Source organism: Streptomyces montanus (genome assembly GCF_005786655.1).
Taxonomy (GTDB): domain Bacteria; phylum Actinomycetota; class Actinomycetes; order Streptomycetales; family Streptomycetaceae; genus Streptomyces; species Streptomyces sporangiiformans.
In genome coordinates this window covers 144,745-170,278 of sequence record NZ_VBZC01000008.1, presented here as the reverse complement: position 1 = coordinate 170,278, position 25,534 = coordinate 144,745, and the positions used below count along the sequence as shown (strand labels likewise).

General features: G+C 69.2%; 24 protein-coding genes and 2 pseudogenes. 17 read left to right on the top strand and 9 right to left on the bottom strand.

What is annotated here, in order from left to right; all coding sequences use genetic code 11:
- The first annotated feature begins 80 nt into the window (after positions 1-80).
- Positions 81-500 carry a CBS domain-containing protein gene (locus FE633_RS09370; RefSeq protein ID WP_138044639.1) on the top strand — a complete coding sequence of 140 codons (420 nt, stop codon included), beginning with the start codon at positions 81-83 and terminating at the stop codon, positions 498-500.
- Positions 501-618: 118 nt separating this feature from the next.
- Complete coding sequence (locus tag FE633_RS09365; protein ID WP_138044638.1) at positions 619-1,089, top strand: archease; 471 nt, start codon at positions 619-621, stop codon at positions 1,087-1,089.
- Positions 1,090-1,153: 64 nt separating this feature from the next.
- On the opposite strand, the gene FE633_RS09360 is transcribed toward FE633_RS09365, so the two are convergent.
- The gene (locus FE633_RS09360) at positions 1,154-2,566 is read right to left on the bottom strand and encodes an RtcB family protein (protein WP_138044637.1); all 1,413 of its coding nucleotides are present in this window, start codon (positions 2,564-2,566) and stop codon (positions 1,154-1,156) included.
- Between the two features lie 46 nt (positions 2,567-2,612).
- Positions 2,613-3,071, bottom strand: a complete 459-nt coding sequence (locus FE633_RS09355; RefSeq protein ID WP_138044636.1) for a TIGR03668 family PPOX class F420-dependent oxidoreductase — start codon at positions 3,069-3,071, stop codon at positions 2,613-2,615.
- A gap of 119 nt (positions 3,072-3,190) precedes the next feature.
- On the opposite strand from FE633_RS09355, the gene FE633_RS09350 reads away from it, so the two are divergent.
- Positions 3,191-3,607 carry a VOC family protein gene (locus FE633_RS09350; protein WP_138044635.1) on the top strand — a complete coding sequence of 139 codons (417 nt, stop codon included), beginning with the start codon at positions 3,191-3,193 and terminating at the stop codon, positions 3,605-3,607.
- 95 nt (positions 3,608-3,702) lie between these two features.
- On the opposite strand, the gene FE633_RS09345 is transcribed toward FE633_RS09350, so the two are convergent.
- Positions 3,703-4,386 carry a response regulator gene (locus FE633_RS09345; protein ID WP_138044634.1) on the bottom strand — a complete coding sequence of 228 codons (684 nt, stop codon included), beginning with the start codon at positions 4,384-4,386 and terminating at the stop codon, positions 3,703-3,705.
- Positions 4,383-6,179, bottom strand: a complete 1,797-nt coding sequence (locus tag FE633_RS09340) for a sensor histidine kinase (RefSeq protein WP_138044698.1) — start codon at positions 6,177-6,179, stop codon at positions 4,383-4,385. The genes FE633_RS09345 and FE633_RS09340 overlap by 4 nt, the downstream gene beginning before the upstream one ends.
- A gap of 97 nt (positions 6,180-6,276) precedes the next feature.
- Between FE633_RS09340 and FE633_RS09335 the strand changes: the two genes are divergently transcribed.
- From FE633_RS09335 to FE633_RS09315, 5 genes are all read left to right on the top strand, one after another.
- Positions 6,277-7,281 carry a Bug family tripartite tricarboxylate transporter substrate binding protein gene (locus FE633_RS09335; RefSeq protein WP_138044633.1) on the top strand — a complete coding sequence of 335 codons (1,005 nt, stop codon included), beginning with the start codon at positions 6,277-6,279 and terminating at the stop codon, positions 7,279-7,281.
- The gene (locus tag FE633_RS09330; RefSeq protein WP_138044632.1) at positions 7,278-7,814 is read left to right on the top strand and encodes a tripartite tricarboxylate transporter TctB family protein; all 537 of its coding nucleotides are present in this window, start codon (positions 7,278-7,280) and stop codon (positions 7,812-7,814) included. The genes FE633_RS09335 and FE633_RS09330 overlap by 4 nt, the downstream gene beginning before the upstream one ends.
- A complete protein-coding gene (locus FE633_RS09325; RefSeq protein ID WP_138044631.1) occupies positions 7,814-9,313 on the top strand; it encodes a tripartite tricarboxylate transporter permease in 1,500 nt (499 codons plus the stop codon). The genes FE633_RS09330 and FE633_RS09325 overlap by 1 nt, the downstream gene beginning before the upstream one ends.
- Before the next feature lie 66 nt (positions 9,314-9,379).
- Complete coding sequence (locus tag FE633_RS09320) at positions 9,380-9,775, top strand: universal stress protein (protein WP_138044630.1); 396 nt, start codon at positions 9,380-9,382, stop codon at positions 9,773-9,775.
- Between the two features lie 490 nt (positions 9,776-10,265).
- Positions 10,266-11,339 carry a glycoside hydrolase family 5 protein gene (locus FE633_RS09315; RefSeq protein WP_138044629.1) on the top strand — a complete coding sequence of 358 codons (1,074 nt, stop codon included), beginning with the start codon at positions 10,266-10,268 and terminating at the stop codon, positions 11,337-11,339.
- 88 nt (positions 11,340-11,427) lie between these two features.
- On the opposite strand, the gene FE633_RS47730 is transcribed toward FE633_RS09315, so the two are convergent.
- Entirely contained in the window at positions 11,428-11,607 is a 180-nt protein-coding gene (locus FE633_RS47730) for a hypothetical protein (RefSeq protein ID WP_212747190.1), read from the bottom strand.
- Between the two features lie 193 nt (positions 11,608-11,800).
- Here FE633_RS47730 and FE633_RS09305 point away from each other — a divergent pair, with 193 nt between their 5' ends.
- A complete protein-coding gene (locus tag FE633_RS09305) occupies positions 11,801-13,429 on the top strand; it encodes an MFS transporter (RefSeq protein ID WP_138044628.1) in 1,629 nt (542 codons plus the stop codon).
- Positions 13,430-13,551: 122 nt separating this feature from the next.
- Here the strand turns inward: FE633_RS09305 and FE633_RS09300 are convergent, their stop codons facing one another.
- Positions 13,552-14,199, bottom strand: a complete 648-nt coding sequence (locus FE633_RS09300; RefSeq protein WP_138044627.1) for a TetR family transcriptional regulator — start codon at positions 14,197-14,199, stop codon at positions 13,552-13,554.
- A gap of 315 nt (positions 14,200-14,514) precedes the next feature.
- Positions 14,515-14,766: pseudogene (locus FE633_RS09295) on the bottom strand (expansin EXLX1 family cellulose-binding protein); the annotation flags it as partial.
- Positions 14,767-14,930: 164 nt separating this feature from the next.
- Here FE633_RS09295 and FE633_RS09290 point away from each other — a divergent pair.
- The 5 genes from FE633_RS09290 (at position 14,931) to FE633_RS09275 (ending at position 19,710) form a co-directional block, all read left to right on the top strand.
- The gene (locus FE633_RS09290) at positions 14,931-15,770 is read left to right on the top strand and encodes an SAM-dependent methyltransferase (protein WP_138044626.1); all 840 of its coding nucleotides are present in this window, start codon (positions 14,931-14,933) and stop codon (positions 15,768-15,770) included.
- Positions 15,771-16,056: 286 nt separating this feature from the next.
- Positions 16,057-18,411, top strand: coding sequence for a protein kinase domain-containing protein (locus FE633_RS09285; RefSeq protein WP_138044625.1), 2,355 nt, complete (start codon positions 16,057-16,059; stop codon positions 18,409-18,411).
- Positions 18,412-18,541: 130 nt separating this feature from the next.
- On the top strand, positions 18,542-18,712 hold the full coding sequence (locus FE633_RS47080) for a hypothetical protein (protein ID WP_171059872.1): 171 nt from the start codon (positions 18,542-18,544) through the stop codon (positions 18,710-18,712).
- Between the two features lie 3 nt (positions 18,713-18,715).
- Entirely contained in the window at positions 18,716-19,114 is a 399-nt protein-coding gene (locus tag FE633_RS09280) for a DUF3662 domain-containing protein (protein ID WP_138044624.1), read from the top strand.
- Between the two features lie 161 nt (positions 19,115-19,275).
- Complete coding sequence (locus FE633_RS09275) at positions 19,276-19,710, top strand: SRPBCC family protein (RefSeq protein ID WP_138044623.1); 435 nt, start codon at positions 19,276-19,278, stop codon at positions 19,708-19,710.
- A gap of 52 nt (positions 19,711-19,762) precedes the next feature.
- Here the strand turns inward: FE633_RS09275 and FE633_RS48185 are convergent.
- Positions 19,763-20,077 (bottom strand): annotated as a pseudogene (locus tag FE633_RS48185) (SDR family NAD(P)-dependent oxidoreductase); the annotation flags it as partial.
- Positions 20,078-20,498: 421 nt separating this feature from the next.
- Here FE633_RS48185 and FE633_RS09265 point away from each other — a divergent pair.
- The 3 genes from FE633_RS09265 to FE633_RS09255 all read left to right on the top strand — a co-directional run bounded on the left by FE633_RS09265 (position 20,499) and on the right by FE633_RS09255 (position 22,881).
- Complete coding sequence (locus FE633_RS09265) at positions 20,499-21,899, top strand: DUF2252 domain-containing protein (protein WP_138044621.1); 1,401 nt, start codon at positions 20,499-20,501, stop codon at positions 21,897-21,899.
- A gap of 125 nt (positions 21,900-22,024) precedes the next feature.
- Positions 22,025-22,441 carry an SHOCT domain-containing protein gene (locus FE633_RS09260; RefSeq protein ID WP_138044620.1) on the top strand — a complete coding sequence of 139 codons (417 nt, stop codon included), beginning with the start codon at positions 22,025-22,027 and terminating at the stop codon, positions 22,439-22,441.
- Positions 22,442-22,566: 125 nt separating this feature from the next.
- Positions 22,567-22,881 (top strand): hypothetical protein, encoded by a 315-nt coding sequence (locus FE633_RS09255; protein WP_138044619.1) that lies wholly within the window; start codon positions 22,567-22,569, stop codon positions 22,879-22,881.
- Between the two features lie 49 nt (positions 22,882-22,930).
- On the opposite strand, the gene FE633_RS09250 is transcribed toward FE633_RS09255, so the two are convergent.
- Positions 22,931-25,282 (bottom strand): arylsulfatase, encoded by a 2,352-nt coding sequence (locus FE633_RS09250; protein ID WP_138044618.1) that lies wholly within the window; start codon positions 25,280-25,282, stop codon positions 22,931-22,933.
- Positions 25,283-25,534 lie beyond the last annotated feature (252 nt).

Genomic DNA, 25,534 nt, shown 5'->3' with positions numbered 1-25,534 from the left:
CCGGGTACTCGCGGGTCTGCCGAGTACCGGCCCTCCAGGTACGCGCCGGTGCTCATCCCGGAAAGCACACGGAGGTAGCCATGGCTCAGCATGTCCGGGAGGTCATGACGACAGAACCGGTGACGGTGGACGAGGAAACTCCGCTCCCCGAGGTCGCCCGGCTCATGAAGGAGAAGAACATCGGCGATGTCATCGTCGCCGAGGAGGACCGCGTACGCGGCCTGGTGACCGATCGTGACCTGGTCGTCCGGGTCCTGGCCGAGGAGCGCGACCCCGCCCGCACCACGGTCCGCGAGATCGCCAGCACCGATCTCGTCACCATCGACCCGGAGGCGGAGGTCGACGAGGCGGTCCGGCTGATGCGTGAGAACGCGCTGCGGCGGCTGCCGGTCGTCGAGGAGGGGCACCTGGTCGGCGCCCTCAGCATCGGCGACCTGGCCGTCGAACGCGACCCGCGCTCCGCGCTCGCCGACATCAGCGCGGCGGAGCCGAACCGATAGGGCAAGCCGCACCTCCCGCGCGTGAGCAGGCCGGCTCGTTCCGCGCGTGGGCGGGGCGGCCCATGTCTTCGTCCCGCCGACGACACATGCGTACGGGACGAACGGGCACCCGGTGGGCATGGTCGGAGAGACGGACGACGAGAGGCAGGCGCGCGGGCAGGGCGAGAGTGGCCATCGGCTCGTGCCGCACACGGCCGACGTGCGCATCGAGGCGTGGGGTACGACCAGGGAATGCTGCCTGGTGGAGGCCGTACTCGCGATGGTGGAGAGCTTCGCGGACGTCTCGGCGACACGGCCGACCGCGATGCAACGCGCCCAGTTCGCCGAGGTCAGCGACGACGACCTGCTGGCCGCGCTGCTGGATGAGGTCGTCTACCGCCTCGAAGTCCACGGCCAGGTCCCCCTGGACGTGGAAGTGGAGGAGGTGGTGGCGGAAGAGCCCGACGGCTCCCTCGACGTACGGCTGGCGGTCGCCGACCTGTCGGACGTGGAGATCACCGGCGCCGTACCGAAGGCCGTCTCGTGGAACGAGCTGCACATCGGGCCCGGCCCCTACGGCTGGTCGTGTGCGGTGACGATCGACGTATGAGAACGAGACGCCTCACCTCCGTACGAGGACGAGGGGTCTCACTCGTGTACGAGGCCGAGGTGTCTCATCCCTTCACCACACCCAGCGGAACCAGCCGTGCGACCGTACGGCACAGCCCCGCGCCCTCGCTCGCCGCCACCACCTCGCTCACGTCCTTGTAGGCCTCCGGTGTCTCCTCCGCCAGCCCGCGCAACGACCGAGGGCGCACCGCGATACCGCCCCGCTCCAGCCGGGCCCGAAGTTCCGCCCCGGCGACCGCCCGCGCGGCCTGATGGCGGCTCATCACGCGCCCCGCGCCGTGGCAGGTGGAGTGGAAGGCGTCGCCGCCCGGCACTCCGGCGAGTACGTACGAGGCCGTGCCCATGGTGCCAGGGATCAGTACGGGCTGGCCGAACTCCCGCAGTTCCTCGGGCAGTTCGGGATGACCGGGCGGGAAGGCCCGGGTGGCGCCCTTGCGGTGCACGCACAGCCTGCGGCGCGTTCCGTCCACCGTATGGGTCTCGATCTTGGCGAGGTTGTGGGACACGTCGTACACGAGCGACAGCCGGGCACCCGTGGCGCGGCGGAAGATCCGCCGGGTCGCGTCGGACAGCAACTGCCGGTTCGCGCGGCCGTAGTTGGCGGCTGCGGCCATCGCGCCGAGATAGGCCTGTCCTTCGGGCGAGTCGACCGGGGCGCAGGCCAGTTGCCGGTCCGGGACGGTGATGCCGTAGCGGTTCATGGCGCGGTCCATCGCCCGTACGTGATCGGTGCATATCTGGTGCCCGAGCCCGCGCGAGCCGCAGTGGATCATCACGCACACCTGGCCTGGGGCGAGGCCGAAGCCGGCGGCGACCCGCTCGTCGTACACCTCGGTGACCTGCTGGATCTCCAGGAAGTGGTTGGCGGAGCCGAGGCTGCCGACCTGGCCGAGGCCGCGCTCCCGCGCCCGCCCGCTCACCTGTTTCCCATCGGCTTCGGCGACCGCGCCGCCGTCCTCGCAGCGGGTCAGGTCGCGTTCCTCACCGTGGCCGCGGGTCACGGCGTACCGGGAGCCGCCCTCCAGGATCTCCTCCAGCTGGCCGGGGCCGCTCAGCCGCCACACCCCGCCGGGGCCCGCGCCGCGCGGGATCGCCCGGTCCAGAGCGTCCATGATCTCGGGCAGCGCGGGCTCCAGCGCCTGCCGGTCGCTGTCGGCGGCCAGCAGCCGCACCCCGCACGAGATGTCGAAGCCGACCCCGCCGGGCGAGACCACTCCGCCGTCGTCCACGTCGGTCGCCGCCACGCCTCCGATGGGGAAGCCGTAGCCCCAGTGGATGTCCGGCATGGCGTACGAGGCGCCGACGATGCCCGGCAGCGTGGCCACGTTGACGACCTGCTCCAGCGACTTCTCGGCGTCCCTCAGCAGGCTCCGGGACGCGAACACGACTCCCGGCACGCGCATGGGCCCGTGCGGTTCGATCCGGAAGCGGTAGGGACGCTCCTCAACGAGTTCCATGGGCGGCCTCCCGGGGTGTGTATGGGGGCGCGTCGGCCGGCCGCTGTCAGCCGTCGTCGTCCTCGGGGACGGCCCGCCAGCCCGTCCACCGCCGCACGGTGACCACGATCACCGGCCCGTGCGGCGGCTGCCTTCGGTAGGGGACGTACTTCTGCCGGAGCAGCGCGACCGCGGCGGCGTGCTCGTCCCGGACCGACACCTCTGGCGCGTCGGGCGACACGATCCGTGCGTCGCCGTCCGCCCGCACCCACCACAGCCGGTCCCAGTCCTCGTCGTACGCGTCCACCAGCAGGCATACGGCCGGGTGGGCCACGATGTTCCGCAGCCGCTTCAGCCGGACCGCTTTCTTCGGCTTGTGATCGACCGCTGTCACGATCATGTCGTCGGCCTGCGCGAACACCAGCGGGACGAGGTGGGGCCGGCCCTCGGCATCCACCGTCGCCAGCCGGGCCACCCGGGCGGTCCCGAACAACCGCCGCGCGTCGTGCGCCTCCACCTCCGGCACGATCACCTCCACCCTTTCAGTGATGAGTATCCGAAACCAGAGGCGCTACGCGTTGTCCGTATCAAAACGATTTGCCAGGATTGGGAATCTCATGATCGGTCACGACCAAGGAGGCTCTGGTGGCCACTCGACTGAACCCGTACATCAGCTTCGCCGGCAACGCGCGTCAGGCCTTGGAGTTCTACAAAGGCGTCTTCGGCGGCGAGCTGGCGCTCCACACCTACGCCGACATCGGCGGCGGACACGCCCCGGAAGACGCCGACAAAATCATGCACGGCATGCTCGAAACCCCCGGCGGACTCACGCTCATGGGCGCCGACACCCCGCCGGGGATGGAGCATCGCCCCGGCAACAACATCGCGGTGTCCCTGAGCGGGCAGGACGCCGACGAGCTGCGCGGCTACTGGGCGAAGCTGTCGGACGGCGGCACCGTGTCGGTCGCCCTGGCGAAGCAGATGTGGGGCGACGAGTTCGGCATGTGCGCGGACCGGTTCGGCATCGACTGGATGGTCAACATCAGCACGCCCCAGACTTGACGGAGCCCGGAGCCCGGAGCCCGGAGCCCGACGCCCGGAACCCGGAGCCCCGAGCACGCAGCCCGAAGTCGCGCCGCTCAGCCACGTCAGCGCTGTCAGCAATGTCGGCTGCGCCAGCTGTAGCGGCGCTCCGGGCGGCCCGCGTGGCCGTACCGCAGCGACACCTCCGCCTGACCGATGTCGCTGAAGTGCTCGAGGTAGCGGCGGGCGCTGACGCGGGAGACACCGAGCCGGGCCGCGCACTCTGCCGCGGAGAGGCTGCCCTCGGCAACGCGCAGCTCACGTTCGATCAGTTCGGCGGTCTCCACGCTCATGCCCTTCGGCAGGGTGGGCGTAGCCGCCGGTGCCGCCACCCGGGCCATCGCCCGGTCCACGTCGGCCTGGCCGCTGACCACCGCCGTGTACAGATCGCTCCGCCGGGCGGCGTACTGCTCCAGCCGGGCCCTCAGGTCCTCGGCGTCGAACGGCTTGAGCAGATAGTCGACCACGCCCTGCCGGACGGCGCCCCGGACCGCTTCGGACTCGCGCGCGGCGCTGATCACCAGCACATCGCAGTCGTGCCCCGCGCTCCGCAGGCGCGGAATGACGTCCAGCCCGAACATGTCGGGCAGATACAGATCGAGCAGCACGAGATCGGGATGCAGCTCGGCGACGGCGGTGAGCGCCTGCTCCCCGCAGTTCGCCGCACCGACCACTCGGAAACCCTCGACATCGTTCACGAATCCGCGGTGGATCCGCGCCACCATGAAGTCGTCCTCGACGATCAGTACATCGATCATCGGACTCCCTCCGTCACTCGGTCGGCCGGACGGCCGACGGACATCCGGGCTGTGAACATGGCGCCCTCCTGCGTGTTGGCCACCGACACCTCACCGCCCCGTCGTTTGCAGACCAGCCGGGTGAGCGCCAGACCGATACCCCGGTCCCCGCCCTGCGCGGCCTTCGTGGTGAACCCGTGCGAGAACACTTCCTGGGCGAGCTCGGGAGCAACCCCCGGGCCCGAGTCCCGTACCACGATCTCCACGCTGGAGGCGTCCTGGCGCACTTCGACCTCCACCCACGCGTCATGGTCGTCGTCTCCGGCCGCCGCGGCGTCGACCGCGTTGTCCACGAGATTGCCGAGCACCGTGGCCACGTCCGCGGAGTCCATCGGCTCCAGCTGGTCCAGAGCCGTACGCTCCGAGATCCGCAGCCGCACCTTGCGTTCCGCGGCGAGCGCGGACTTGGCCATGAGCAGCGCGGCGACCGCCCGGTCGTGGATGCGGCTGGTGAGGGTCAGATCGAGCGAGTCGCGATGCCGGCGCAGGGCCCGGACGTAGCGCACGACCTCGTCGTGCTCGCCGATCTGGATGAGCCCGGAGATGGTGTGCAGCTGGTTGGAGAACTCGTGGGCCTGCGCGCGGAGCAGCTCGGTGCTGCTCCGGAACGAGCCCAGTTCACGCTCGAGCTGAGCCAGTTCGGTGCGGTCCCGCAGGGTCGTCACCGAGCCGAGCCGGCGACCGTCCTTGGTGACGTCCATCCGGTTCATCACCAGCACCCGGCCGCGGCGCACGACCACCTCGTCACGCCGCTCGGCACCGTGCTCCCCGTCGAGCTTCGCGTCGTCCTTGGCCTCCTGCTTGGCCTCCTGCCTGGCGTCCTGTTCCGGGGCGCGCTCCGCGTCATGATCCGGGCTGCCTTCCGGGGCAAGCTCCGCCGCCTTGTGCTCGCCGCCACCGGTCCCGGCCAGTACGTCGTACAGCCTGCCCTCGATCCCCAGGTCGGCCAGGCTCATCCCGACGCAGTTCTCGGGCAGGTCGAGCAGCCGGCGGCCGACCGCGTTCACCAGAGTGAGCCGCAGGTACGGGTCGAGGGCCACCACTCCCTCGGCTATGCCGAACAGCATCGCCTCGCGATGTTCCGCGAGGCCGGCGATCTCGCGGGGTTCCAGACCCAGGGTCTGGCGCTTGATCCGCCGGGCCAGCAGCCATGATCCGGCGACTCCGAGCACACTGGCGATGCCGAGGTACGCGAGCAGATAGGACGAAGCGCCCATCAGCCGCTGCCACGCCGTCGGCGAGGCCCGCCCGATCATGACGGTGCCGAGATGGTCGCCGGCGTTGTCGAGTTGGTCGCCGGCGGTGCGCTGCTCGGCGCCGATCACCGGGGCCTTCGCCACCAGCTCGGTGATCCCGTCCACCGGCAGTTCGCCGGACCAGCCGCGGGACTCGGCGACAGCCGTGCCGCCGACCGGCAGGCGCGTCCCGACCAGCGTGGGATTCGTGGCGGCGACGATCTCGCCATCGGCGTCGGCGACCATGACCGAGGTGACGCCGGACCTGGTCAGTGTGGACTGCAGCAGCGGGGCGAGCGTCTCGGCCGGCGCCGGCCTGACGAGCTGGGAGCGGACGAGTGGGTTTCCGGCCATTTCCTCGGCCAGGGCGGTGACCCGGCGTCCCTCCACCCGGTCGAACGTCGCCTTCGACTGGGCCAGCGAGACCGCGGCCACCGCGACCAGCACGATCACGACAATGGCGAGCTGCAATACCAGCAGCTCACCGGCCAGGGTGTGGCGGCGGGACGTCACGACCACTATGAACTCAACCTTCAATGCTCACACAACAGAGACGAGCTGTCCTACGAACCGCACAATCATGGCGCCGGACCCGCCCGAGGGAAAGAGATGAGCCATGAGAACTCGACGAGCCGCACTTGTCGGAGCTCTTGCCGCCGTGTCCATGCTCGCGGTCAGCGCCTGTGGCGCCACCGCCGACAAGGAGGAGTCCGGAAGCGGGAGCGGGAAGCCCGTGACCGGTCTCCGGCTGATGGTCCCCAACACTCCGGGCAGCGGATACGACCTCACCGCCCGCACCGTCACCCAGGTCATGCAGGACACCAAGATCGCCTCCGGCGTCCAGGTGTTCAACCTGCCCGGCGCCAGCGGCACCGTGGGCCTGCAGCGCCTGGTGAACGAGAAGGGCAACGGCAAGATGGCCATGCAGATGGGCCTGGGCGTCGTCGGTGCCTCGTACACCTCGAAGTCCAAGGCGACGCTGACCGACACCACCCCGATCGCCAAGCTGATCGAGGAGGCCGGAGCGATCGTCGTGCCGAAGGACTCCCCGTACAAGACGATCGACGACCTCGTGACCGCGTGGAAGAAGGACCCCAAGAAGCTGGCGGTCGGCGGTGGCTCCACGGCGGGCGGTCCGGACCATCTGCTCCCGATGCAGCTCGCGAAGGCCGTCGGCATCGAGCCGAAGAAGGTCAACTACGTCTCGTACGACGGCGGCGGCGAGCTGCTGCCCGCCATCCTGGGCAACAAGATCGCCTTCGGCGCCAGCGGTTTCGGTGAGTTCCTCGACCAGATCGAGGCGGGACAGGTGCGGGTGCTGGCGGTGACCAGTGAGAAGCCGATCGACGCGCTGAAGGACGCCCCGACGCTCAAGGACTCCGGCATCGACCTGGTCTTCACCAACTGGCGCGGAATCGTCGCCCCTCCCGGGATCACCGAGGACCAGACGAAGGTCTGGATCGACTCCATGACCAAGATGCACGACTCCAAGGAGTGGAAGGCCGAGCTGGAGAAGAACGGCTGGACCGACTCCTTCGTCACCGGTGACGAGTTCGGCACCTACCTGAAGGAACAGGACAAGTCCGTCGCCGACCTCCTGTCCGAGCTCGGGCTGGCATGAGCTCCGAGGTGAACGACCGGATCGCGGAGGACACGCGTCCGTCCGGGGAGGGCGGGGACCGCGCGCAGTACGGAGTGTGCGCGTTCCTCGCCCTGCTGGGCACCGCCGTGATCGTGGATGCCTTCGGCATCCCGCACATCACGAGCGGCACCGACCCGGTCGGGCCGCGCGCGGTGCCGGTGCTGCTGGGTGTGCTGCTCGTGGTGGTGGCGGTGCTGTACGCGGTCGATGTGGCCCGGGGCGGCCGCGGTGAGCCGGAGGCCGGCGAGGACGTCGACCTGACCCAGGGCAGTGACTGGCGCACGGTGCTGATGCTGATCGGCGCGTTCGTGGTGAACGCCGTGCTGATCGAGCGACTCGGCTGGGTGATCAGCGGCACCCTGCTCTTCTGGGGAACGGCCTTCGCCCTCGGCAACCGGCACTACGTCCGCAATCTGCTGATCGCGGTGACGCTGTCCCTGGTCACCTTCTACGCGTTCGCGATCGGCCTCGGCGTGAACCTTCCGGCCGGTGTGCTGCAAGGGATCCTGTGATGGACAACCTGAACAATCTCCTCCAGGGCTTCGCGGACGTCGTCGCCCCGATGAACCTGCTGCTGGCGCTGATCGGCGTCGTCATCGGCACCGCGGTGGGCGTGCTGCCGGGCATCGGCCCGGCGATGACGGTCGCGCTGCTCCTGCCGGTCACCTACGGCATGGAGCCGGTGCAGGCGTTCATCATGTTCGCGGGCATCTTCTACGGCGGCATGTACGGCGGGTCGACCACCTCGATCCTGCTGAACACCCCGGGTGAGTCGTCCTCGGTCGTCACGGCCATCGAGGGCAACAAGATGGCCAAGGCCGGCCGGGCCGCGCAGGCGCTCGCGACCGCCGCCATCGGTTCCTTCGTGGCGGGCACGATCGGCACCCTGCTCCTCGTCCTGGTCACGCCGTTCGTGGTGGACTTCGCGGTGAGCCTGGGTGCGCCGGACTACTTCGCGCTCATGCTGCTCTCCTTCATCGCGGTCACCTCGGTGCTGGGCTCGTCGCGCATCCGCGGCTTCGTCTCGTTGCTGCTCGGCCTGACGATCGGTCTGGTCGGCATCGACTCGGTGTCCGGACAGCAGCGGCTCAGCCTGGGCATACCGCAACTGGCCGACGGCATCGACGTGGTCGTGGTCGCGGTCGGCATCTTCGCCGTCGGCGAGGCGCTGTGGGTGGCCGCGCATCTGCGGCGCAGGCCCGCGGAGGTGATCCCGGTCGGCCGTCCCTGGATGGGCCGCAAGGACTGGAAGCGGTCGTGGAAGCCATGGCTGCGGGGCACCGCGTTGGGCTTCCCGTTCGGCGCGCTCCCCGCCGGTGGTGCGGAGATACCGACGTTCCTGTCGTACGCGGCGGAGAAGCGTCTGACCAAGCACCCCGAGGAGTTCGGCAAGGGAGCGATCGAGGGTGTGGCCGGGCCGGAGGCGGCGAACAACGCGTCCGCGGCCGGCACGCTGGTGCCGATGCTCGCGATCGGGCTGCCGACGAACGCGACGGCCGCGGTCATGCTGGCGGCCTTCCAGTCGTACGGCATCCAGCCGGGTCCCCTGTTGTTCGATCGCGAGGCGAGCCTCGTATGGGTGCTGATAGCCAGTCTGTTCGTCGGCAATCTGCTGCTCCTGCTGCTCAACCTCCCGCTGGCGCCGGCCTGGGCCAAGCTGCTGCAGATTCCGCGCCCCTACCTCTACGCGGGGATCCTGTTCTTCGCGTCGATGGGTGCGTACGCCGTCAACGCCCAGCCGCTGGACCTGTTCCTGCTGCTGACGCTGGGACTCCTCGGCTTCGCCATGCGCCGGTTCGGACTGCCCGTACTGCCGTTGATCGTCGGCGTCATCCTCGGCCCGCGGGCGGAGTTGCAGGGGCGACGCTCCCTGCAACTGTCGGGCGGCGAGCTGTCGGGGCTGGTGGGCGGACCGGTGTCCTACATCGTCTACACCGTGGTCGTGCTGGTTCTGGTGTGGCCGCTCGTCCGGCGGTTCGTCGTACGTCCACTGCGTGAGCGAAGTGCCTGAGACGGCCTGAGAGGGCTGAGACGGCCTGAGCCAAGTGCCTGAGAGTGCCTGACAGGGAGAGCAACCATGACCGTACTGGTCGGATACGTACCCTCGCCCGAGGGTGAGGCCGCGCTGCGGGCGGGAATCGACGAGGCCCGGCTGCGCGACGAGAAGCTGCTGGTGGTGAACACCTCCCGGGGCGACGCCTTGTTGGACACCCGGTTCGCGCAGGAGCCCGACCTTGCCCATGTGCGCGAGGACCTGGCGGCGCTGGGCGTCGAGTTCGAGATACGCCAGGTACTCGGCGGGCGCGACGCCGCCGAGGAGATCATCGATCTGGCGGAACTGCCGGACGTGTCCCTCGTGGTGATCGGGCTGCGGCGGCGCAGCGCGGTCGGCAAGCTGATCATGGGTTCGGCGGCTCAGCAGATCCTGATGGGGGTGGACTGCCCGATCCTCGCCGTGAAGACCGCCTCCTGATCCCGGGCACGGGTCGACGGACCGGGCCGTACTCTCCCGGCCACAAGGGCATCGTTGCTTCGCCCCGCCGCACGTAGAGCGGCGGGGCGAAGTGCTGCCGTGGGCGCCGCGACTGCAAACGGTGTTACGCGTGGGAAACCTTGACGACGGCTGTGCCGGGTGCCACGATTCCGGCGGGCCCGATGTTTACGTAAACATCGGGCCAAGGGTGGGCCAGTCCTGGCCGTGAGATCCGGCCGACGCTTTGTTCAAAGCCGTGTTCGCGTCAACACGGCAGTGCGGTTGGTGGAGCAGGCGGGAGCGGAACGATGTGGCAGTTCGACGGCGGCAGCTCGCCGGCCATCCGGGCCGACGCCATCAAGAACCTCGCCTTACGCCGTCCTTGAAGTACGTCAAGGTCGACTCCACACATTTCCCGACGGCCGCTCAGCCACGCGCAGGCTCCGCCACGCGCCGAGTCGCCATCTCCATCCCTTGAAAGGGCACGCTGATGCGTAAAGTCCCCGCCGGCACCCGCTTCACCCCGCGGCTGCGCGCCGCCTTCGTGGCGATGGTGATCGCCGCGACCAGCGGCACAGCCATCGCCGGCAGCCCCGCCTCCGCCGCGAGCGACGACACGACCCAACTCAGCAGAGACACGACCCAGTTCAAGGGCGTGAACTGGGCCGACCCCCGCGACAACTTCGCCGACGACCCCGTCGTGCTGTCCGGTCTGTCGACCTCCGACAGTTACGCCCAGACCTATGCCAAGGCGAGCAGGGTGATCTCGGCGTTCCGCGCGAACCTCGGCGCCAACACCGTCCGGCTGCCGATCAACCCGTACACCGTCAACGGCTCCTACTGGAAGTCCTACCGCGGGGTCATCGACGCCGCGTCGGACAAGGGCTTCAAGGTCATCCTCTCCTACTGGGAGGGCACAGGCGTCCGCAAGGACGGCTTCATCGACGACACCGCCACCTACTGGCCCATGTGGAAGACCGTGGTCGACGCCTACAAGGGCGACAGCCTGGTCTACTTCGAGCCGATGAACGAGCCCCACGGCTACACCGACACCGAGTGGGCCGACATCGCCGCGCAGTGGCTCGCCACCTATCCCTCGGTGCCGCGCAACCGGGTGTTCGTCAGTGGCGCCGGCTACAACGACCACGTCACCTCCGTCTGCGCCGACCCGCGTCTGAAGGGCACCTATCTGTCGCTGCACCACTACGGGTTCTGGAAGGAGTACGCCACCTACGACCAGTGGGTGGCCGACCTCAAGGTGCGCATCGGCGACTGCGCCAACCGGACGGTCGCGGACGAGTTCGGCGCCCCGATGACCACCGGCCTCAACTACAACAAGCCGGCTCCCTCCAACAACTACATCAACTTCATCCAGGCCGTCACCGACACCTTCCGCGAGCTCAAGATGGGCTCCGTCTACTGGCCCGGCCTGCGCACCGACGACACCTACTCGCTGCAGACCCTGACCGGCGACCCCGCCCGGCCCTGGCTGGCCACCACCAACCAGTCCGGCGCCGACCGGCTCGCCTGGGGCTGGGGACGCGGCAAGCCCGTCCAGCCCTGACCTGACCTGACCCACCCGGACAGGGCGCCAGTGATGCACTGGCGCCCTGTTTCCGTTGTCGCCGGCGGCTGAGTGGCGCCTCCTTCACTCAGCCGCCGTACGCCCTGGCGAACACGCTCAGGAGCGCCCACCCGGTCCGCGCCCTCGATCGGCGCCTGGCCACGGGGACGACGCCGCCACCGTCGGACACCACGACGACATCCGGCGCGAGCACTTCCACCAGCCCCTGCAGCTCGCCACCGCGGACCGCGGCCAGGAACCGCTCCACGACGGCCTCCTGCTCGGCCCCGGCTCACCCGCACGCGCGGCCGCGAGCGCGAACGCGCCCAGCGCGGCTTACGCGCGGCCTGCGCGCGGCCTGCGCGGCGGGGCTTCGGGATATTTGCACATGGGTGGGCAATAAACTAGTCTGCACATCGATGGGCAATTAACTCATCCCTTGTTTCTTCTAGGAGCCCTCGATGTCCTTTCTCGCCACCACCCCCGTCGAGAAGATGACCGGTCCGTACTCACGGCGTTGGTGGGCCCTGCTCGTGCTGTGTCTGAGCCTGCTGATCGTGGTCATGGCGAACACGTCCCTGATCGTGGCCGCCCCGGACATGACCACGGACCTGGGCCTGAGCAGCAGTGACCTGCAGTGGGTCATCGACGGCTACACCGTCCCGTACGCCGCGCTGATGCTGGTGCTGGGCTCGATCGGCGACAAGTACAGCCGTCGCGGCGCGCTGGTCACAGGTCTGGTGATCTTCGCGAGCGGTTCGGTGATGGGCAGCATGGTCGATCAGACCGAGCAGGTCATAGCGGCTCGGGCGATCATGGGCGTCGGAGCCGCCGTCGTCATGCCGGCCACCCTGTCCCTGCTGGTCGCGATCTTCCCGAAGCGTGAGCGGGCCCGTGCCATCACGGCCTGGACCGCCACCTCCGGTCTCGCCATCGCCGTCGGTCCACTGGTCGCCGGATGGCTGCTGGAGGACCACGCCTGGGGCTCCACCTTCCTGATCAACGTCCCCATCGCGGTCGTCGCCGTCGTCGGCGCGCTGGCCCTGATCCCGCCGTCGAAGGCGGAGGGCATGGGCCGGATCGACTACGTGGGCGGCCTGCTCTCGATCGTCTCCGTCGGCTCCCTGGTCTACGCGACCATCGAGGGCCCGCACTTCGGCTGGGGTGCCGGCCCGGTCACCGCCGCCGTGGTCGCGGGCGTGGGCCTGCTGGCCTTCGTGGCCTGGGAGCTGCGCCACCCGCACCCCATGCTGAACGTGCGCAAGTTCAGGCTGCGCTCCTTCAGCGGCGCCATGCTCGCGGTGCTGTTCTTCTTCTTCGGTACGTTCGGAGCGATCTACTACTCCACCCAGTTCCTGCAGTTCGTCCTCGGCTACAACGCGCTGGAGACCGGCGTACGCCTGCTGCCGCTGGCCGGGGCCGTCTTCGTCGGCGCCGCGGTGACCGGGCGCCTGACCCCGAAGCTGGGCATGAAGGCGATGGTGTCGGCCGGCATGGTGATCGGCACCGTGGGCGTCTTCCTGCTCGTCCAGGTCGACAAGGGCTCGACGTACGCCGACTTCCTGGCGCCGATGATGCTGCTGGGCCTCGCGATCGGTCTGAGCGTCTCCCCGGCCACGGACACCATCATGGCGTCCTTCCCCGAGTCGGAGCTGGGGGTCGGCGGCGGTGCCAACGACACCGCGCTGGAGCTCGGCGGCTCCCTCGGCATCGCGGTACTCGGCTCGCTGCTCGGTACGGCCTACCGCGACGAGCTGACCGACCTGGTCGGCAACCGGCTGCCTGCCGCGGCCATGGAGACGGCCAAGGACTCGGTGGGCGGCGGCCTCGCGGTCGCCGAGCAGATCGCGAAGACCCCCTCGGCGGGGCCCCAGCAGGCCCAGGCCGTCGTGGACGCCGTCCACGAAGCCTTCGCTCACGGTGTCGCCCGGACCAGCCTCGTCGGCGGGATCATCATGGCCGCCGGCACGCTGATCGTCCTCGCCGTCCTGCCCAACCGCAGGGACGCCGGCAAGCACCGGCCACAGGAAACGGCGGCAGCGGAAGCGGAAGCAGAAGCGGGCCACGACCGGGAGTACGCGTCCAGCTGACGAAGACCCGGTTCTACGAGAGCAAGCCGTAGCCGACCTTCACGCCGAGGTCGATCCGCCCGTCCGGCGTGACCGACGCGAAGTGAGCACGGCGTCCCGGGAACGCCACCGGGACGTCCCTCTTACGAACCGCTCGCGACCTCGGCGACCACGGCACGCGCCCGGTCTTCCGGCACACCGGCCGCGACGAGCGTGACGACGGCGGCCCGGGTCCCGTCGTCCTCCAGGGCGCCGATGTTGACCGACTCCAGCAGGGCGAGCAGCATCCCTTCCAGACCGCCGCTGAGCGCGGCGGGCGGCAGAAGGGTATGGAAGACGCCGTCCCGCTGCCCCCGCTCCAGGATGGCCGTGACCTCGTCACGGGCCGGCGCCAGGATCTCGGCCACACGTTCCGCGCCCAGGTCGTGCCGGGCCAGCGACAGGAGCATCCGGTAGCGGTCACCGACGGGCCACATCGCGACCACGAAGCGCGCGAGCGCCCGCTCGGCGGGCTCCGGCTCCGACTCCGGCTCCGCCTCCGTGGGCTTCGCGCCGGCTGCCATCGTGCTCCGAAGGGTGTCGGAGGCCTCCTCGGCAAGAGCCTCCAGCAACGCCGCACGTCCGGGGAAGTGCCCGAAAAGGGTGCGCCGCACGACACCGGCGGCCCGCGCCAGCTCCTCCAGGGTGATGTCGGGATTCCGCCCGAGCTCCAGGCGGGCCGTGGCCAGGATGCGCGCCCGGTTGGACCGCGAATTGCGACGCAACGGCTCGCGGGCCACGGGCTTGGGCACGGAAACAACCTCGGCGGATCAGTGCGGAGAACAACGGAGCAGACGGACGGCACACCCATTTTGACACGGAGGACCTGGTCCACCGCCCGGTGTCACCCAGGCGCAGGGCGCGCAGCACGCCCAGCGCCACCGCGCGGACCGCCCGATCCGGTGCCGTCAGCGCGGCGACCAGCGCGGCGAACGGACGTCGAGGTCCGCAGTACGAGCTCCGTCGCCAGCTCTATCCGCGGCGACGCGGGCGGCCGGCCCTCGGCCACCTGCGTGAGCTCGTGGGCCGGTCACTGTACGAGGCGCTGCCCGCGCGCTGACCTCGCGTCAGTGTGCGGCGAACTGGACGCCGGTCCGCTGCACGACGTTCGGCCGCAGCGCGATCCCGTCGACTGTCAGTTGTTCTCCGTAGATGTCGGTGATCCTGATCGCGCCGCCACACCCGCTGCCCTGTTCGGAGAGGAAGTAGTTGTACTCGGTACGGGGCAGCCGGGCCCAGCCACTGCCGGTACGCACCTCCAGCCGCGCCACCGGCTTCCGGTGGTCCAGCACCTGGATGCCGCACCACCAGCGGCTGGACCGGTCTTGTAGAGACGGGGACGCCACGGATCAGGTCCTTACGTGGTTCGGGAGAAACACGTGTTTCGTGTGACGCTCCGGTGACAGGAGCTTCCGATCCACAGTCGTCACAGGGTCCGAGAAGGTTGCCGCGAGGCCGAGCCCCTCGTGGGAAGAATGCCGGCGTGACGGAAAAACAACACAGCAGCCGCTTCGACGACATGGCCCTGTACGACCTCCAGCACGTCCGCAACGCCCTGGACCCCCTACTGAGCCGCCCCGGCCCCCTCACACCAGCCGATCTCGAACCGTACGACCAGCTGCACTACCTCGGTCACCAGGCCCTCGACAACGCCGTGACGCGACTGGGCGTCATCCCCGGCGCGGACGTCGTGGACATCGGCGCCGGGCTCGGCGGCCCGGCCCGCTATCTCGCCGAGCGGTACGAGTGCCACCTCACAGCGGTCGAACTGCAGCCGGAGCTCCACGAGTTGAGCGAGGAACTCACCTCGCTGTGCGGGCTGTCGGAGCGCGTCCGGGCCATCCGGGCCGATGTCCTGAGCCTGGGCGGCGCGAGCTGGTCGCAGCGGTACGACCACCTGATCTCGCTCCTGGCGATCCTGCACATTCCGCGACGCGACGAGCTCTTCGGCGTCTGCCGAGAGCTCCTCCGCCCCGGCGGCACCTTCTACTTCGAGGACTTCTACGCCCGTCGCCCCCTCACCGACGAGGAACAAACCGCTCTCGCCGATCTCGTCGCCTGCCCCTACCTCCCGGACGAGGCCCGCTACCGCGAGGACCTCGCACGGGCGGGCTTCACGGACGTGACATGGACGGACGCCACCGACCTGTGGCTGCCCTGGGTACGCGACCGGGCCGAGACCTTCCGGCACGGATATCAGGAGCGGGTACGGCTGCACGGTGAGCCGCTCGCCGGGCGGCTGATGCGGTTCTACGGCGCGGTGAGCGCACTGTTCACGGGTGGTGGCGTCGGGGGTGTGCGGCTCATGGGGCGGCGGGACTGAGAGGCGACGGTGTGCGTCGCGGGTCCGCGGGACGGCATCGCCCGTGCCATGCCGCGCTGGCCGCCGGGCAGCGATGCGGGATACGGAAGACGGGCGGAGGCGGAAGACGGGAGGCGGAATGCGACATGCCGGATTAACCCTGACGACCCGATAGACCGTCCAGACGGTATCTACCTGAAACGTCAAGCAATGGCCATAGGTTGCTCGGTTGCGTACACCAACTGTCCCTCCAGCACCTAGTCTCCCCACCAAGTCCATCCGACGAGGAACAGGCGAGCTGAGGGCCATGGAGCCACTTCGTCCCACGGATCCGGAGCACCTGGGGCCGTATCGCCCTGTCGCGCGGCTCGGCGCCGGGGGGATGGGGGAGGTCTTTCTCGCCAGGGACGACCAGCAGCGGACTGTGGCCGTCAAGGCCATACGGCCCGAGCTCGCCGCGAGCAAGGACTTCCGGATCCGTTTCCGGCGCGAGGTGGACGCCGCGCGGGCGGTGAGCGGCAGATACACCGCGACCGTCGTGGACGCCGACCCGGACGGTTCCGTCCCGTGGCTGGCCACCGCCCACATACTCGGTCCGACCCTGGCCGACGCGGTCGAGGAGTACGGGCCGCTGCCGCCGAAGTCGGTGCTCGCCCTCGGGGCCGGACTCGCCGAGGCGCTGATCGCCGTGCACTCCGCGGGGCTGGTGCACCGCGACCTCAAACCGTCCAATGTGCTGCTCTCCCCCGAGGGCCCGCGGGTCATCGACTTCGGCATCGTCCGCGCCACCGACGGCTACGAACTCACCCTGTCCGGTGTGCTGCTCGGCTCCCCGCGGTACATGTGCCCCGAGCACGCCACGGGTGACCCGATGGGCCCGGAGGGGGACGTGTTCTGTCTCGGCTCGGTCCTGGCCTTCGCCGCCACCGGGAACGCGCCCTTCGAGGGCTCGTCGGCTGCCACCCTGCTGTACCAGGTGGTGCACGGTTCGCCGGATCTGACGGGCGTCCCGGATCCACTGGACACCATCATCGGGCTCTGTCTGGACAAGTCCCCGACGGCCCGGCCGAGTCCGGACCGGGTGTCGGCGGCGTGCGCACCCGGTGGCGCCGACACGCTGGACTGGGACGGCTGGCTGCCGGAAGCCGTGGCCTCCTCGGTCAGCCGGCAGGCTGCCGCCCTCATGGACCTGGACCTCGGGCTCGAACCGAAGGCGGACGCCATCGAGCGTGATGGCGCCGCAGGAGGCGCCAGCGCCCCCGCCCGCGGCCTCGCCGTCGCCGACGGCGTCCGCACCGACCCGCGCCTGGCCGTTCAACAGCTCGTCACGGAGCGCCCGAGCCCCCACCGCGTGGTCTTCCCCGAAGAGCCGACCCCCAGCCCCACCCCCAGCCCCACCCCCACCCCCAGCCCGACGCGCGAGAAGCGCCCCGAGCCGGTCACCCACCGCGCACGGCGGCGGCACCGGCCGCGTCCCTCCCGCCGTGGTTTCCTCACGGCCGCCGCGCTCGGCACCGTCACCCTGGGTTCCGGCGTCGCCGCGCTGCTCGGCGGATCGCAGGAGCGGACCCGCTCGGCCCCGAAGCCGGCCGGTCCGCCGCCGAAGCCGCTGTGGACGTACCGGAGCGACCCGCTCGTCGAGGCACCGGCGGCCTTCTACAACGGTACGGCCCTGCTGAAGACACAGTCGGGCGCGTTACTCTGCCTCGGCCTCGCCGACGGCACCCGCCCCCGGTGGACCTACCAGGGCATCAGCCAGTCCCCCACCCCTCCCCTCCTCGTCTCCGACGACGTCGTCGCCCTCGGCACGGGCGCGACCGTGCTCGGCGTCGACCCGGCCACGGGCACCGAGCGGTTCTCGCTGGACTTCGGAGCGGACTTCCGGTTCGACACGCTGCTCGGTGGGTTCGACGACCACAGGGTCACCATCGCCGGTCTGCGGTTCAACCGCCGGGACGGCGGCCCGGATGGGTCGCAGGGCTCGGCCACCTCCACGAACGTCGTCCTCAACACGGATCTCCGGGCGCGCCTGGCCAATGTCATCCCCATCAGCGAGGAGGACATCGGCCTCGATCTGAAACCGATCATCGAATCCCGCCGCTTCATCTACATGGACGGACTGCACCGGCTCACGGCCCGTGGCACCGCCACCCGCGGGGACGTGTTGTGGCGCCGGCCCATGGACTCGGACTCGGACGCACGGTCGGCCCCCGTGGTGCTCGACGGGACCGTCTTCGCCGCCGACAGCGAGCTCATCGCCGTGGACCTGAAGTCCGGTTCGCTGCGCTGGCGGGTGAAGGAGAGGAAGGGCGGATTCGCCTCCGTCGCCGCCGCGGCCGGCACGGTGTACTGCACCACCAGGGCCCCGCACGGCATCGAGGCGTTCGACGCCGCCGACGGCTCCCGGCGCTGGTTCCGCGAGACCCCTCGGCTGGACCTGGAGAACGCCCTCGTCGCGGGCGGCGGCATGGTGTTCGTCACGGCCGCCCACAACAAGGACGGGTTCTACGCGATCGATGCCCAAAACGGTGAGCTGCTCTGGAACTTCACCGATGGTCAGGACACCGGCATCAACGACTGGCAGCTCTCCCGGGCCGGCGACGGACCGCTGATCGCCCAGCACTTCGACAAGGTGTACGCCCTCCCGATGCCTGAGCGCTGAAAAGGCACGCCGGCCAAGATTCCATCTCGGAGACGAGTCGATCTCCCCTGCCGGGGAACCCGCCGGAGACGAAGTGGAACACAGCGACACGAACGTACGGGCAAAACGTACGGGCGAGGAGTCTTCCCCCATGACCGTCCCCGAAGAGAATCGCCGCACGCCCCAGACGACCGGCCAGGTGCTGGGGCAGCCGGACGACGCGCGGCCCCAGGAGCAGGGTGGCACCGGCCGGACGCTGCGCGAGGCCTTGGAGGAGGCCCGGGTGCATCCGGACGACTTCGCGGAGAAGGAGGCGAAGTAGAGCGTGAGCACGCTCACTGGCCTGGAACGAGCTCTGGAGCGCTTCGGAGAGTCGCTCCTCGCGCAGATCCGCCACAAGGAAAAGGAACCCGTCGAACTGATCGACGCCCTGTGCAGGGAGTGCGACGACAACGCCGTCGTGTGCAGTAAGTGCCGCGTCGTCGTCCCCAACGCCTACGACGTCGAGTTGGCGGACTTCGCCCATGAGGAACTCGAACGGAACGGCGGTCGCGTCGATCAGGTGCTCGCGGACAGCCTGGTTCGACATGGAGAAAGCCGGGGCTACGAATGGGCCGGCCCGCTCGCGGTGCATGTCACCAAGGCCGGCTCCGTGCCCAACGGCCGGTACCGGGTGACGAGCCGTGTGATGCGGCACGTACAGGCAGAAGCGTTCCAGCCCTGATCCGGCCCGGCGTCCGTCGCGGCGATTCGGTTTCCCGATCGCGAGGGGAACACCTTCGACGCGGCCTGTTCGCCATTCGGCCGGCTGAGCGAGTCAATCTGTCCGGGGGCACACTGGAAACATGACCTGTAAAGCGTGAGCTGAGCTTTGGGGTGTGAAAGATGAGCACTCTCGAAGAACATGTCGACATCAATGTGCCGATCGATACGGCCTGGGACTCTCTCCACCGCGTGGAGACCTATCCGCGGTTCCTCGAAGGGGTTCGGGAGGCTCGTTCGGAGGGCGACGGGAGCCGGGCGCACCTGGGCGTGTACGCGGGTGGCCGGGCTCAGGAGTTCGACGCCGAGATCATCGACTACGGCGACGAGCGCCTAATGGAGTGGCAGACCACGAGCGGTCCCGATCTGTCGGGAACCTTCTCCTTGCTGCCGATCGACCGTGAGCACACCCGGGTCCAGGCCCGGCTGGAGTACGACCCGGAGGCCATCAAGGAAGCGTTCGGCGGGCCGAAGGGTTTCGCCCAGGCGAGCGCCATCGAACGGCTTGTGCGGAGCGACCTCGAGCACTTCAAGGAGTTGGCGGAACAGGGGCGGTGAGCCGCGCGACGGTGGGTCTGCTCGGGGGTTTCTCGCGGGCCGGGGGTGAGCGTCAGCCGGCGAGCTTGTTGAACTTGCGGATCTGCTGGTCGAAGGCCCGGGCGGGAAACATGCGGCGTGCCGTGCTGATGCGTCGGGCGTTCGGGCCGGCGGCATACCGGAGTTTCGGCCTGGAGTCGGTGGCGGCCGCGACGATCGCCTTCGCGACGACGGCAGGGTCGTCGCCGTCCTTGCCGCTCGGAGTAACCCTGACCGCGTGCTTGGACGCCGCGTAGACGGCCATGTAGGGCGCGGGCACGAGTCCGAGGATGGACGAGATGTTGATGACGCGTCCTCCTGCCTGGGCCCGCATGTGCGGCAGGACGGCCTTCGCCGACAGCCTGCTGGTCCTCATCGACGAGATCGCCGCCCGCCTGGCACCCGACGACCCGCTCCCTCGGCGCGCGTGAAGGCGCTCAGCCTCCTCGCCCTGCTGGCCGGAACGCTCCAACTCTCCCGAGCCATCGCCGGCCGACAGCTCTCCGACCAACTCCTCGACAGGGCATCCACGACTCCCTCGCCCTGATCGGCCCCGAGCAGCACAGCTGAGCCGCCGCATCACCAGACGCCGCTGAGCGTCGCGTATCGAGGACGTGGGCCTCCGCCGACGTGGCCTGTGCCGGCAGCCCGTCCACAGGGACGCCGGTGACCGAGATGCCTGCCGATGCGGAGTGTGGAACGGTGGGAGAGGAACCAGGCCCGGTAGGGGCAGGACCTCCAGCGGGCCACTCCGCACGGGAGGTGGCGTCATGACTGACCAGGTCAGCGGGAGCGCCCCGGAGGAGCGGGCGGCGCGGGGTCGGGCCGCCCGGGCGGACGCGCCGCGCTCCTCTCACGCGGAGTACCAGCCCTCGGCCAAGCGGCCTGACCCGGTCGACGTCATCGAGGCTCAGTCGGCCGCCCGGGTGCCGGAACTCGTGCCCATCCGTTACGGCCGGATGATGGAGGCCCCCTTCCGCTTCTACCGGGGCGCCGCCGCCATCATGGCCGGTGACCTGGCGGACACCCCCCGCTCGGGAATCACCGCGCAGCTGTGCGGGGACGCCCATCTGCTGAACTTCCGGCTGCTCGCCTCGCCCGAGCGGCATCTGGTGTTCGACATCAACGACTTCGACGAGACCCTGCCCGGCCCCTGGGAGTGGGACGTCAAGAGGCTGGCCGCCAGCCTGGCCATCGCCGGACGCGAAAACGGTTTTACGGATGCCGAACGGTCCTCCGTGGTGCGTGCCACCGTCCGGTCGTACCGCGAGCGGATGCGCGGTTTCGCCGGCCTGGGCAACCTCGCCGTCTGGTACACCCAGGCCGACATGGACGCGTTGCAGGCGCTGGCGGACCGGAGGCTGGGAGCGCGGGGCCGCAAACGTTCCCAGCGGGCCATCGCGAGGGCCCGCAGCCACGACAGCCTCCAGGCCTTCGAGAAGCTCACGCGAGTGGTCGACGGGCGGCGCAGGATCACCCCCGACCCGCCGCTGATCGTGCCGCTCCAGGATCTGCTGCCGGACATGGAACGCCACTCGCTGGAGGAACTGCTGCGCGAGCTGATCGATCGGTACGGCCACAGCCTGCAGTCCGATCGCCGCCATCTGCTGGGGCAGTACCGGATCGCGGACATGGCACGCAAGGTCGTCGGGGTGGGCAGCGTCGGCACCCGCTGCTGGATCATCCTGCTGCTCGGCAGGGACGACGAGGATCCGCTGCTGTTGCAGGCGAAGGAAGCCGACCGGTCGGTGCTGGTTCCGTACGCGGGGACGAGCGCATACGACAACCAGGGGGAACGGGTCGTCGCCGGGCAGCGGCTCATGCAGGCCGCCAGCGACATCTTCCTCGGCTGGGAACGCGTCACCGGCATCGACGGACGCCAACGCGACTTCTATATCCGCCAGTTGCGGGACTGGAAGGGCATCGCCGAACCGCAGACCATGGTCCCCAAGGACATGAGCGCCTTCGGCGAGCTCTGCGGCGCCACCCTGGCCCGCGCCCACGCCCGCTCCGGAGACCGCATCGCCATCGCCGCCTACCTCGGCGGCGGCGACGCCTTCGACCGCGCGCTCACCGTCTTCGCCGAACGCTACGCCGACCAGAACGAACGCGACCACCAAGCCCTGACCGATGCCGTACGCGCCGGCCGAATCCCCGCCCAAGCCGCATAACGCATACCGCGGAGGCGTTCCAGACTGCCTGACGCAGCCATCCAGCCGCCTACTGCAGGCAACGGCAGCAGGGGCCGGATACGACTGATCGCGCCGCGAGACGCGACAACGGCAGGAGGACGAAAATGAGCAACAACCTATATCTGGCATACGACTATCCGCTCCTGGGCGCGTTCTGGACGCTGATGTTGATCTTCCTGTGGGTCCTGTGGATCATCCTGCTGTTCCGCGTCATCGGCGATGTCTTCCGCGACGACTCGCTCAGTGGCGGGGCGAAGACGGGATGGACCCTCTTCGTGATCGTCCTGCCGTTCCTCGGCGTCTTCGTGTACCTGTTCGCCCGGGGTAGTGACATGGGCAAGCGCGAACAGCAGCACGCCAGGGCACAGCAGGAGTCGCTCGACGTCCGCACCAGGGAGACCGCCGGAAGCACGGACAGGGGTCATGCGGACGAGCTGGCCAAGCTCTCCGAGCTCAAGAACAAGGGCGAGATCAGCGAGGCGGAGTTCCAACACGCCAAGCAGAAGGTTCTGACCTCCTGACCCCGACTCGGGCGTCCCTCTGAGTGCCTACGCATCTCGCTGGACGCGCCCCGGTGCGCCCTTTACGATCTGCGCAATATGCCAGGATATTGCGGAGGGCTCTTCCGATGATGCGGGCGGCTTCCTTGAGCGACGCGCGCGTGCGCGCGGTGAGCGAGGCGTTGAGCCCGTACGCGTGGCGGAGGTTCACCCCCGAAATGGTCAGCCGTCGCGCGCTCGTCGCGATCGACGGACACGCAGCGGCCGACGCGTCGCCGGTGGCCGGGCGTGACAATGACGCCCGGGTCGCCGTACTCGTCGAGTTTCTTACCGGCTGCCGGTGGCGCTCGCTGACGGCCGGCGCCTTGAGCCGCCAGCTGGTGACCGCCCTGGACACGTGGCGTCACGAGAGCCAATGGCTTGAGATCGAGTTGCGCTGGCTGCTGGACGGAGACGGCTGAGCCACGCCAGTGCGTGCCGCGGACTCCGCGGCACAGTGGGCGTGCGGCCTCACTGGCGAGCCAGGTGCATCCGCATTTCGCTCTCCGCGTCGGTGATGAGTTCGCCTGAGAGGTCGATCGTCACGGTGTGAACTGTGCCGGTGAACCGGAATGGTGATTCGTATTCGGGTGTGACTGACGGGCCTGGGTCGGCGCCGCACGTCAGGCCTCCGGGGTTGAACATGATGGGCGTGGTCACCGGGAAGTCGGCCGCTCCTACGAGGCGGCGATCGATGTAGAGCTCGGCGCGCCCCTGTGCGCCTTTGCCGGCGGCGAGGTCGGGCTCGCCGGTCGGTTCGAATTCGAAGCGCAGTTCGTGACGGCCTGCGGTCAACGGTTCGGTCGAGGACACGGTGTTGAGAACTCGCCCAACGTAGTTGTGGGCGTAGCGCAGCTTGTTGTTCCTGATATAGAGGCTCCAGCCACCGGCGCGTGTGCCTTGGCTGATGAGTACGCCTTCGGCGCCGCCATCGGGGATCTCCACCTCGGCGGTGATGCTGTGCGGGCGGTTCAGCACGCGCGGGACCACGGATGCGGGCAGCGTCTGGGTACCGGCACGGAAGGTGTAGCTGGTGCGCTCCTTGGTGATCTGTGGACGCTCCGTCATCATCCGCGCGAGGGTACTGCCGTCGATCGGCAGCACGTTGTACTTGCCGGCCTCCACGTACCACAGAGTGACCATCTCGATCAGCTTGTCGCGGTGGTCGGCAGCGATGTCGCGGGTCTCGGCGAAGTCCTCGTCGACGTGGTAGAGCTCCCAGTGGTGGGCGTCCAGTTCGGAGAGCCTGTCGGTGGTGATGGGCGTGCCGAAGGGCTGGTCCGCCTCGGCGAAGGAGGGGCCCGGCCAGGGGCACACCGCGCGCCATCCGTCGTGGTCGATGGCGCGGTGACCGAGTATCTCGAAGTACTGGGTGTGGTGGCGGGTCGGAGCGGCCCCGTCGTCGAAGGTGTGGGCGAAGCTGACGCCGTGGAGAGGGGATTGGGTGACGCCGTTGATGGTTTCGGGCGGTTCGATTCCGAGGACGTCGAGCACGGTGGGGACCATGTCGACGAGGTGGGCGTACTGGGTGCGCACCTCTCCTCGCGCCTTGAAGCCCAGTGGCCAGTGGACGAGGAACGGGTCGCTGGCGCCGCCGCGGTAGGTCTCCCGCTTCCAGCGCCTGAACGGCGTGTTGCCCGCCCAAGTCCAGCCCCACGGGTAGTGGTTGAACATCGTTGGGCTGCCGAGTTCGTCTATCGCCTCGAGGCTGTCCTGAAGCGGTTCGGGAGCGTTGTTGTAGAACTGTGCTTCGTTGGTCGTCCCGGTGACTCCGCCCTCCGGGCTGGCCCCGTTGTCGGAGACCACCATGATCAGTGTGTTGTCGAGTTCGCCGATCTCCTTGAGGAACTCCAGCAGCCGTCCGATCTCGTGGTCGGTGTGGGACAGAAAACCGGCGTACACCTCCATCATGCGTGCGGCGAGACGCCGAGCGTCCGGTGAGAGGGAGTCCCAGGCCGGCACATCCGGGTCATGGCGGGAGAGCACCGCATCAGGCGGCACGACGCCAAGCCTCCGCTGTTTGGCGAAGGTTGTCTCGCGGTACGCGTCCCAGCCGTCGTCGAACTGGCCCCGGTAGCGGTCCGCCCACTCGCGCGGTACGTGATGTGGTGCGTGGGTGGCGCCAGTGCTGAAGTCCATGAAGAACGGCTTGTCGGGAGCGACCTGCTTGGCGTCGGCGATGAACGCCATCGCCTTGTCCGCAAGGTCCGTGGTGAGGTGGTAGCCCTTCTCCGGTGAGGCGGGCGGCTCGACCTGATGGTTGTCGTACACCAGGTCCGGATGCCACTGGTTGGTGTCGCCACCGAGGAACCCGTAGAACCGCTCGAAGCCGCGGCCGAGCGGCCAGCGGTCGTACGGGCCGGCAGCGGACTCCTGCTCCGAGGCCATCAGATGCCACTTGCCAAGCATGTACGTGTTGTATCCGTGCTGCAGCAGCATCTCCGGCAGGAACCCGTTCTCGAACGGGATGTTCCCGTTGTAGCCGGGGTATCCGGTGGCCATCTCGGCAACCGCCGCCATGCCGTTGGCGTGGTGGTTGCGACCGGTGATGATGCACGAACGCGATGGCGAGCACAGTGCCGTGGTGTGCATGTTGTTGTACAGCAGTCCGCCCGCGGCCAGGCCGTCGAGGCTGGGCGTCTGCATCGGACTGCCGTAACAGCCGAACTGTCCATAGCCTGTGTCGTCGAGGACGATCAGCAGCACATTGGGGGATCCCGGCACCGCCCTTGGCGGCTCGGGCCATGCGGGGCGGGACGCATCCGTGGTCCGCCCGATCACTCCGGGGAAGGCACTCCCTGGCTTGTACTCGATCACTGGCATCAGTCTGTCCTCTTTCCGACGAACCGCTCAGCGGCTCGGCCAAGTGGACCCGGGTGCCGTACTCCCGTGTGTGCCGTAATACCGACGTCCGCGCCAACGCCGGACGGGAGGGCCGCATACGGGCCGCTCCGCGAAGTACATATGCTCAATTAAAGTTCGCGGGCCAACTGGTCAGAATTCTGCGGCACACAATCGAAATGACACACACCTATTCAGCCTTACGGTATTTTGGGGGTTCATTTCGATTGCCCG

Coding starts and splice junctions, on each gene's coding strand:
- FE633_RS09370 (WP_138044639.1), top strand. CDS start 81: ATGGCTCAGCATGTCCGGGAGGTCATGACGACAGAACCGGTGACGGTG.
- FE633_RS09345 (WP_138044634.1), bottom strand. CDS start 4,386: ATGATCGATGTACTGATCGTCGAGGACGACTTCATGGTGGCGCGGATC.
- FE633_RS09330 (WP_138044632.1), top strand. CDS start 7,278: ATGAGCTCCGAGGTGAACGACCGGATCGCGGAGGACACGCGTCCGTCC.
- FE633_RS09285 (WP_138044625.1), top strand. CDS start 16,057: ATGGAGCCACTTCGTCCCACGGATCCGGAGCACCTGGGGCCGTATCGC.
- FE633_RS09260 (WP_138044620.1), top strand. CDS start 22,025: ATGAGCAACAACCTATATCTGGCATACGACTATCCGCTCCTGGGCGCG.
- FE633_RS09265 (WP_138044621.1), top strand. CDS start 20,499: ATGACTGACCAGGTCAGCGGGAGCGCCCCGGAGGAGCGGGCGGCGCGG.
- FE633_RS09335 (WP_138044633.1), top strand. CDS start 6,277: ATGAGAACTCGACGAGCCGCACTTGTCGGAGCTCTTGCCGCCGTGTCC.
- FE633_RS09325 (WP_138044631.1), top strand. CDS start 7,814: ATGGACAACCTGAACAATCTCCTCCAGGGCTTCGCGGACGTCGTCGCC.
- FE633_RS09250 (WP_138044618.1), bottom strand. CDS start 25,282: ATGCCAGTGATCGAGTACAAGCCAGGGAGTGCCTTCCCCGGAGTGATC.
- FE633_RS47080 (WP_171059872.1), top strand. CDS start 18,542: ATGACCGTCCCCGAAGAGAATCGCCGCACGCCCCAGACGACCGGCCAG.
- FE633_RS09320 (WP_138044630.1), top strand. CDS start 9,380: ATGACCGTACTGGTCGGATACGTACCCTCGCCCGAGGGTGAGGCCGCG.
- FE633_RS09305 (WP_138044628.1), top strand. CDS start 11,801: ATGTCCTTTCTCGCCACCACCCCCGTCGAGAAGATGACCGGTCCGTAC.
- FE633_RS09275 (WP_138044623.1), top strand. CDS start 19,276: ATGAGCACTCTCGAAGAACATGTCGACATCAATGTGCCGATCGATACG.
- FE633_RS09315 (WP_138044629.1), top strand. CDS start 10,266: ATGCGTAAAGTCCCCGCCGGCACCCGCTTCACCCCGCGGCTGCGCGCC.
- FE633_RS09360 (WP_138044637.1), bottom strand. CDS start 2,566: ATGGAACTCGTTGAGGAGCGTCCCTACCGCTTCCGGATCGAACCGCAC.
- FE633_RS09365 (WP_138044638.1), top strand. CDS start 619: ATGGTCGGAGAGACGGACGACGAGAGGCAGGCGCGCGGGCAGGGCGAG.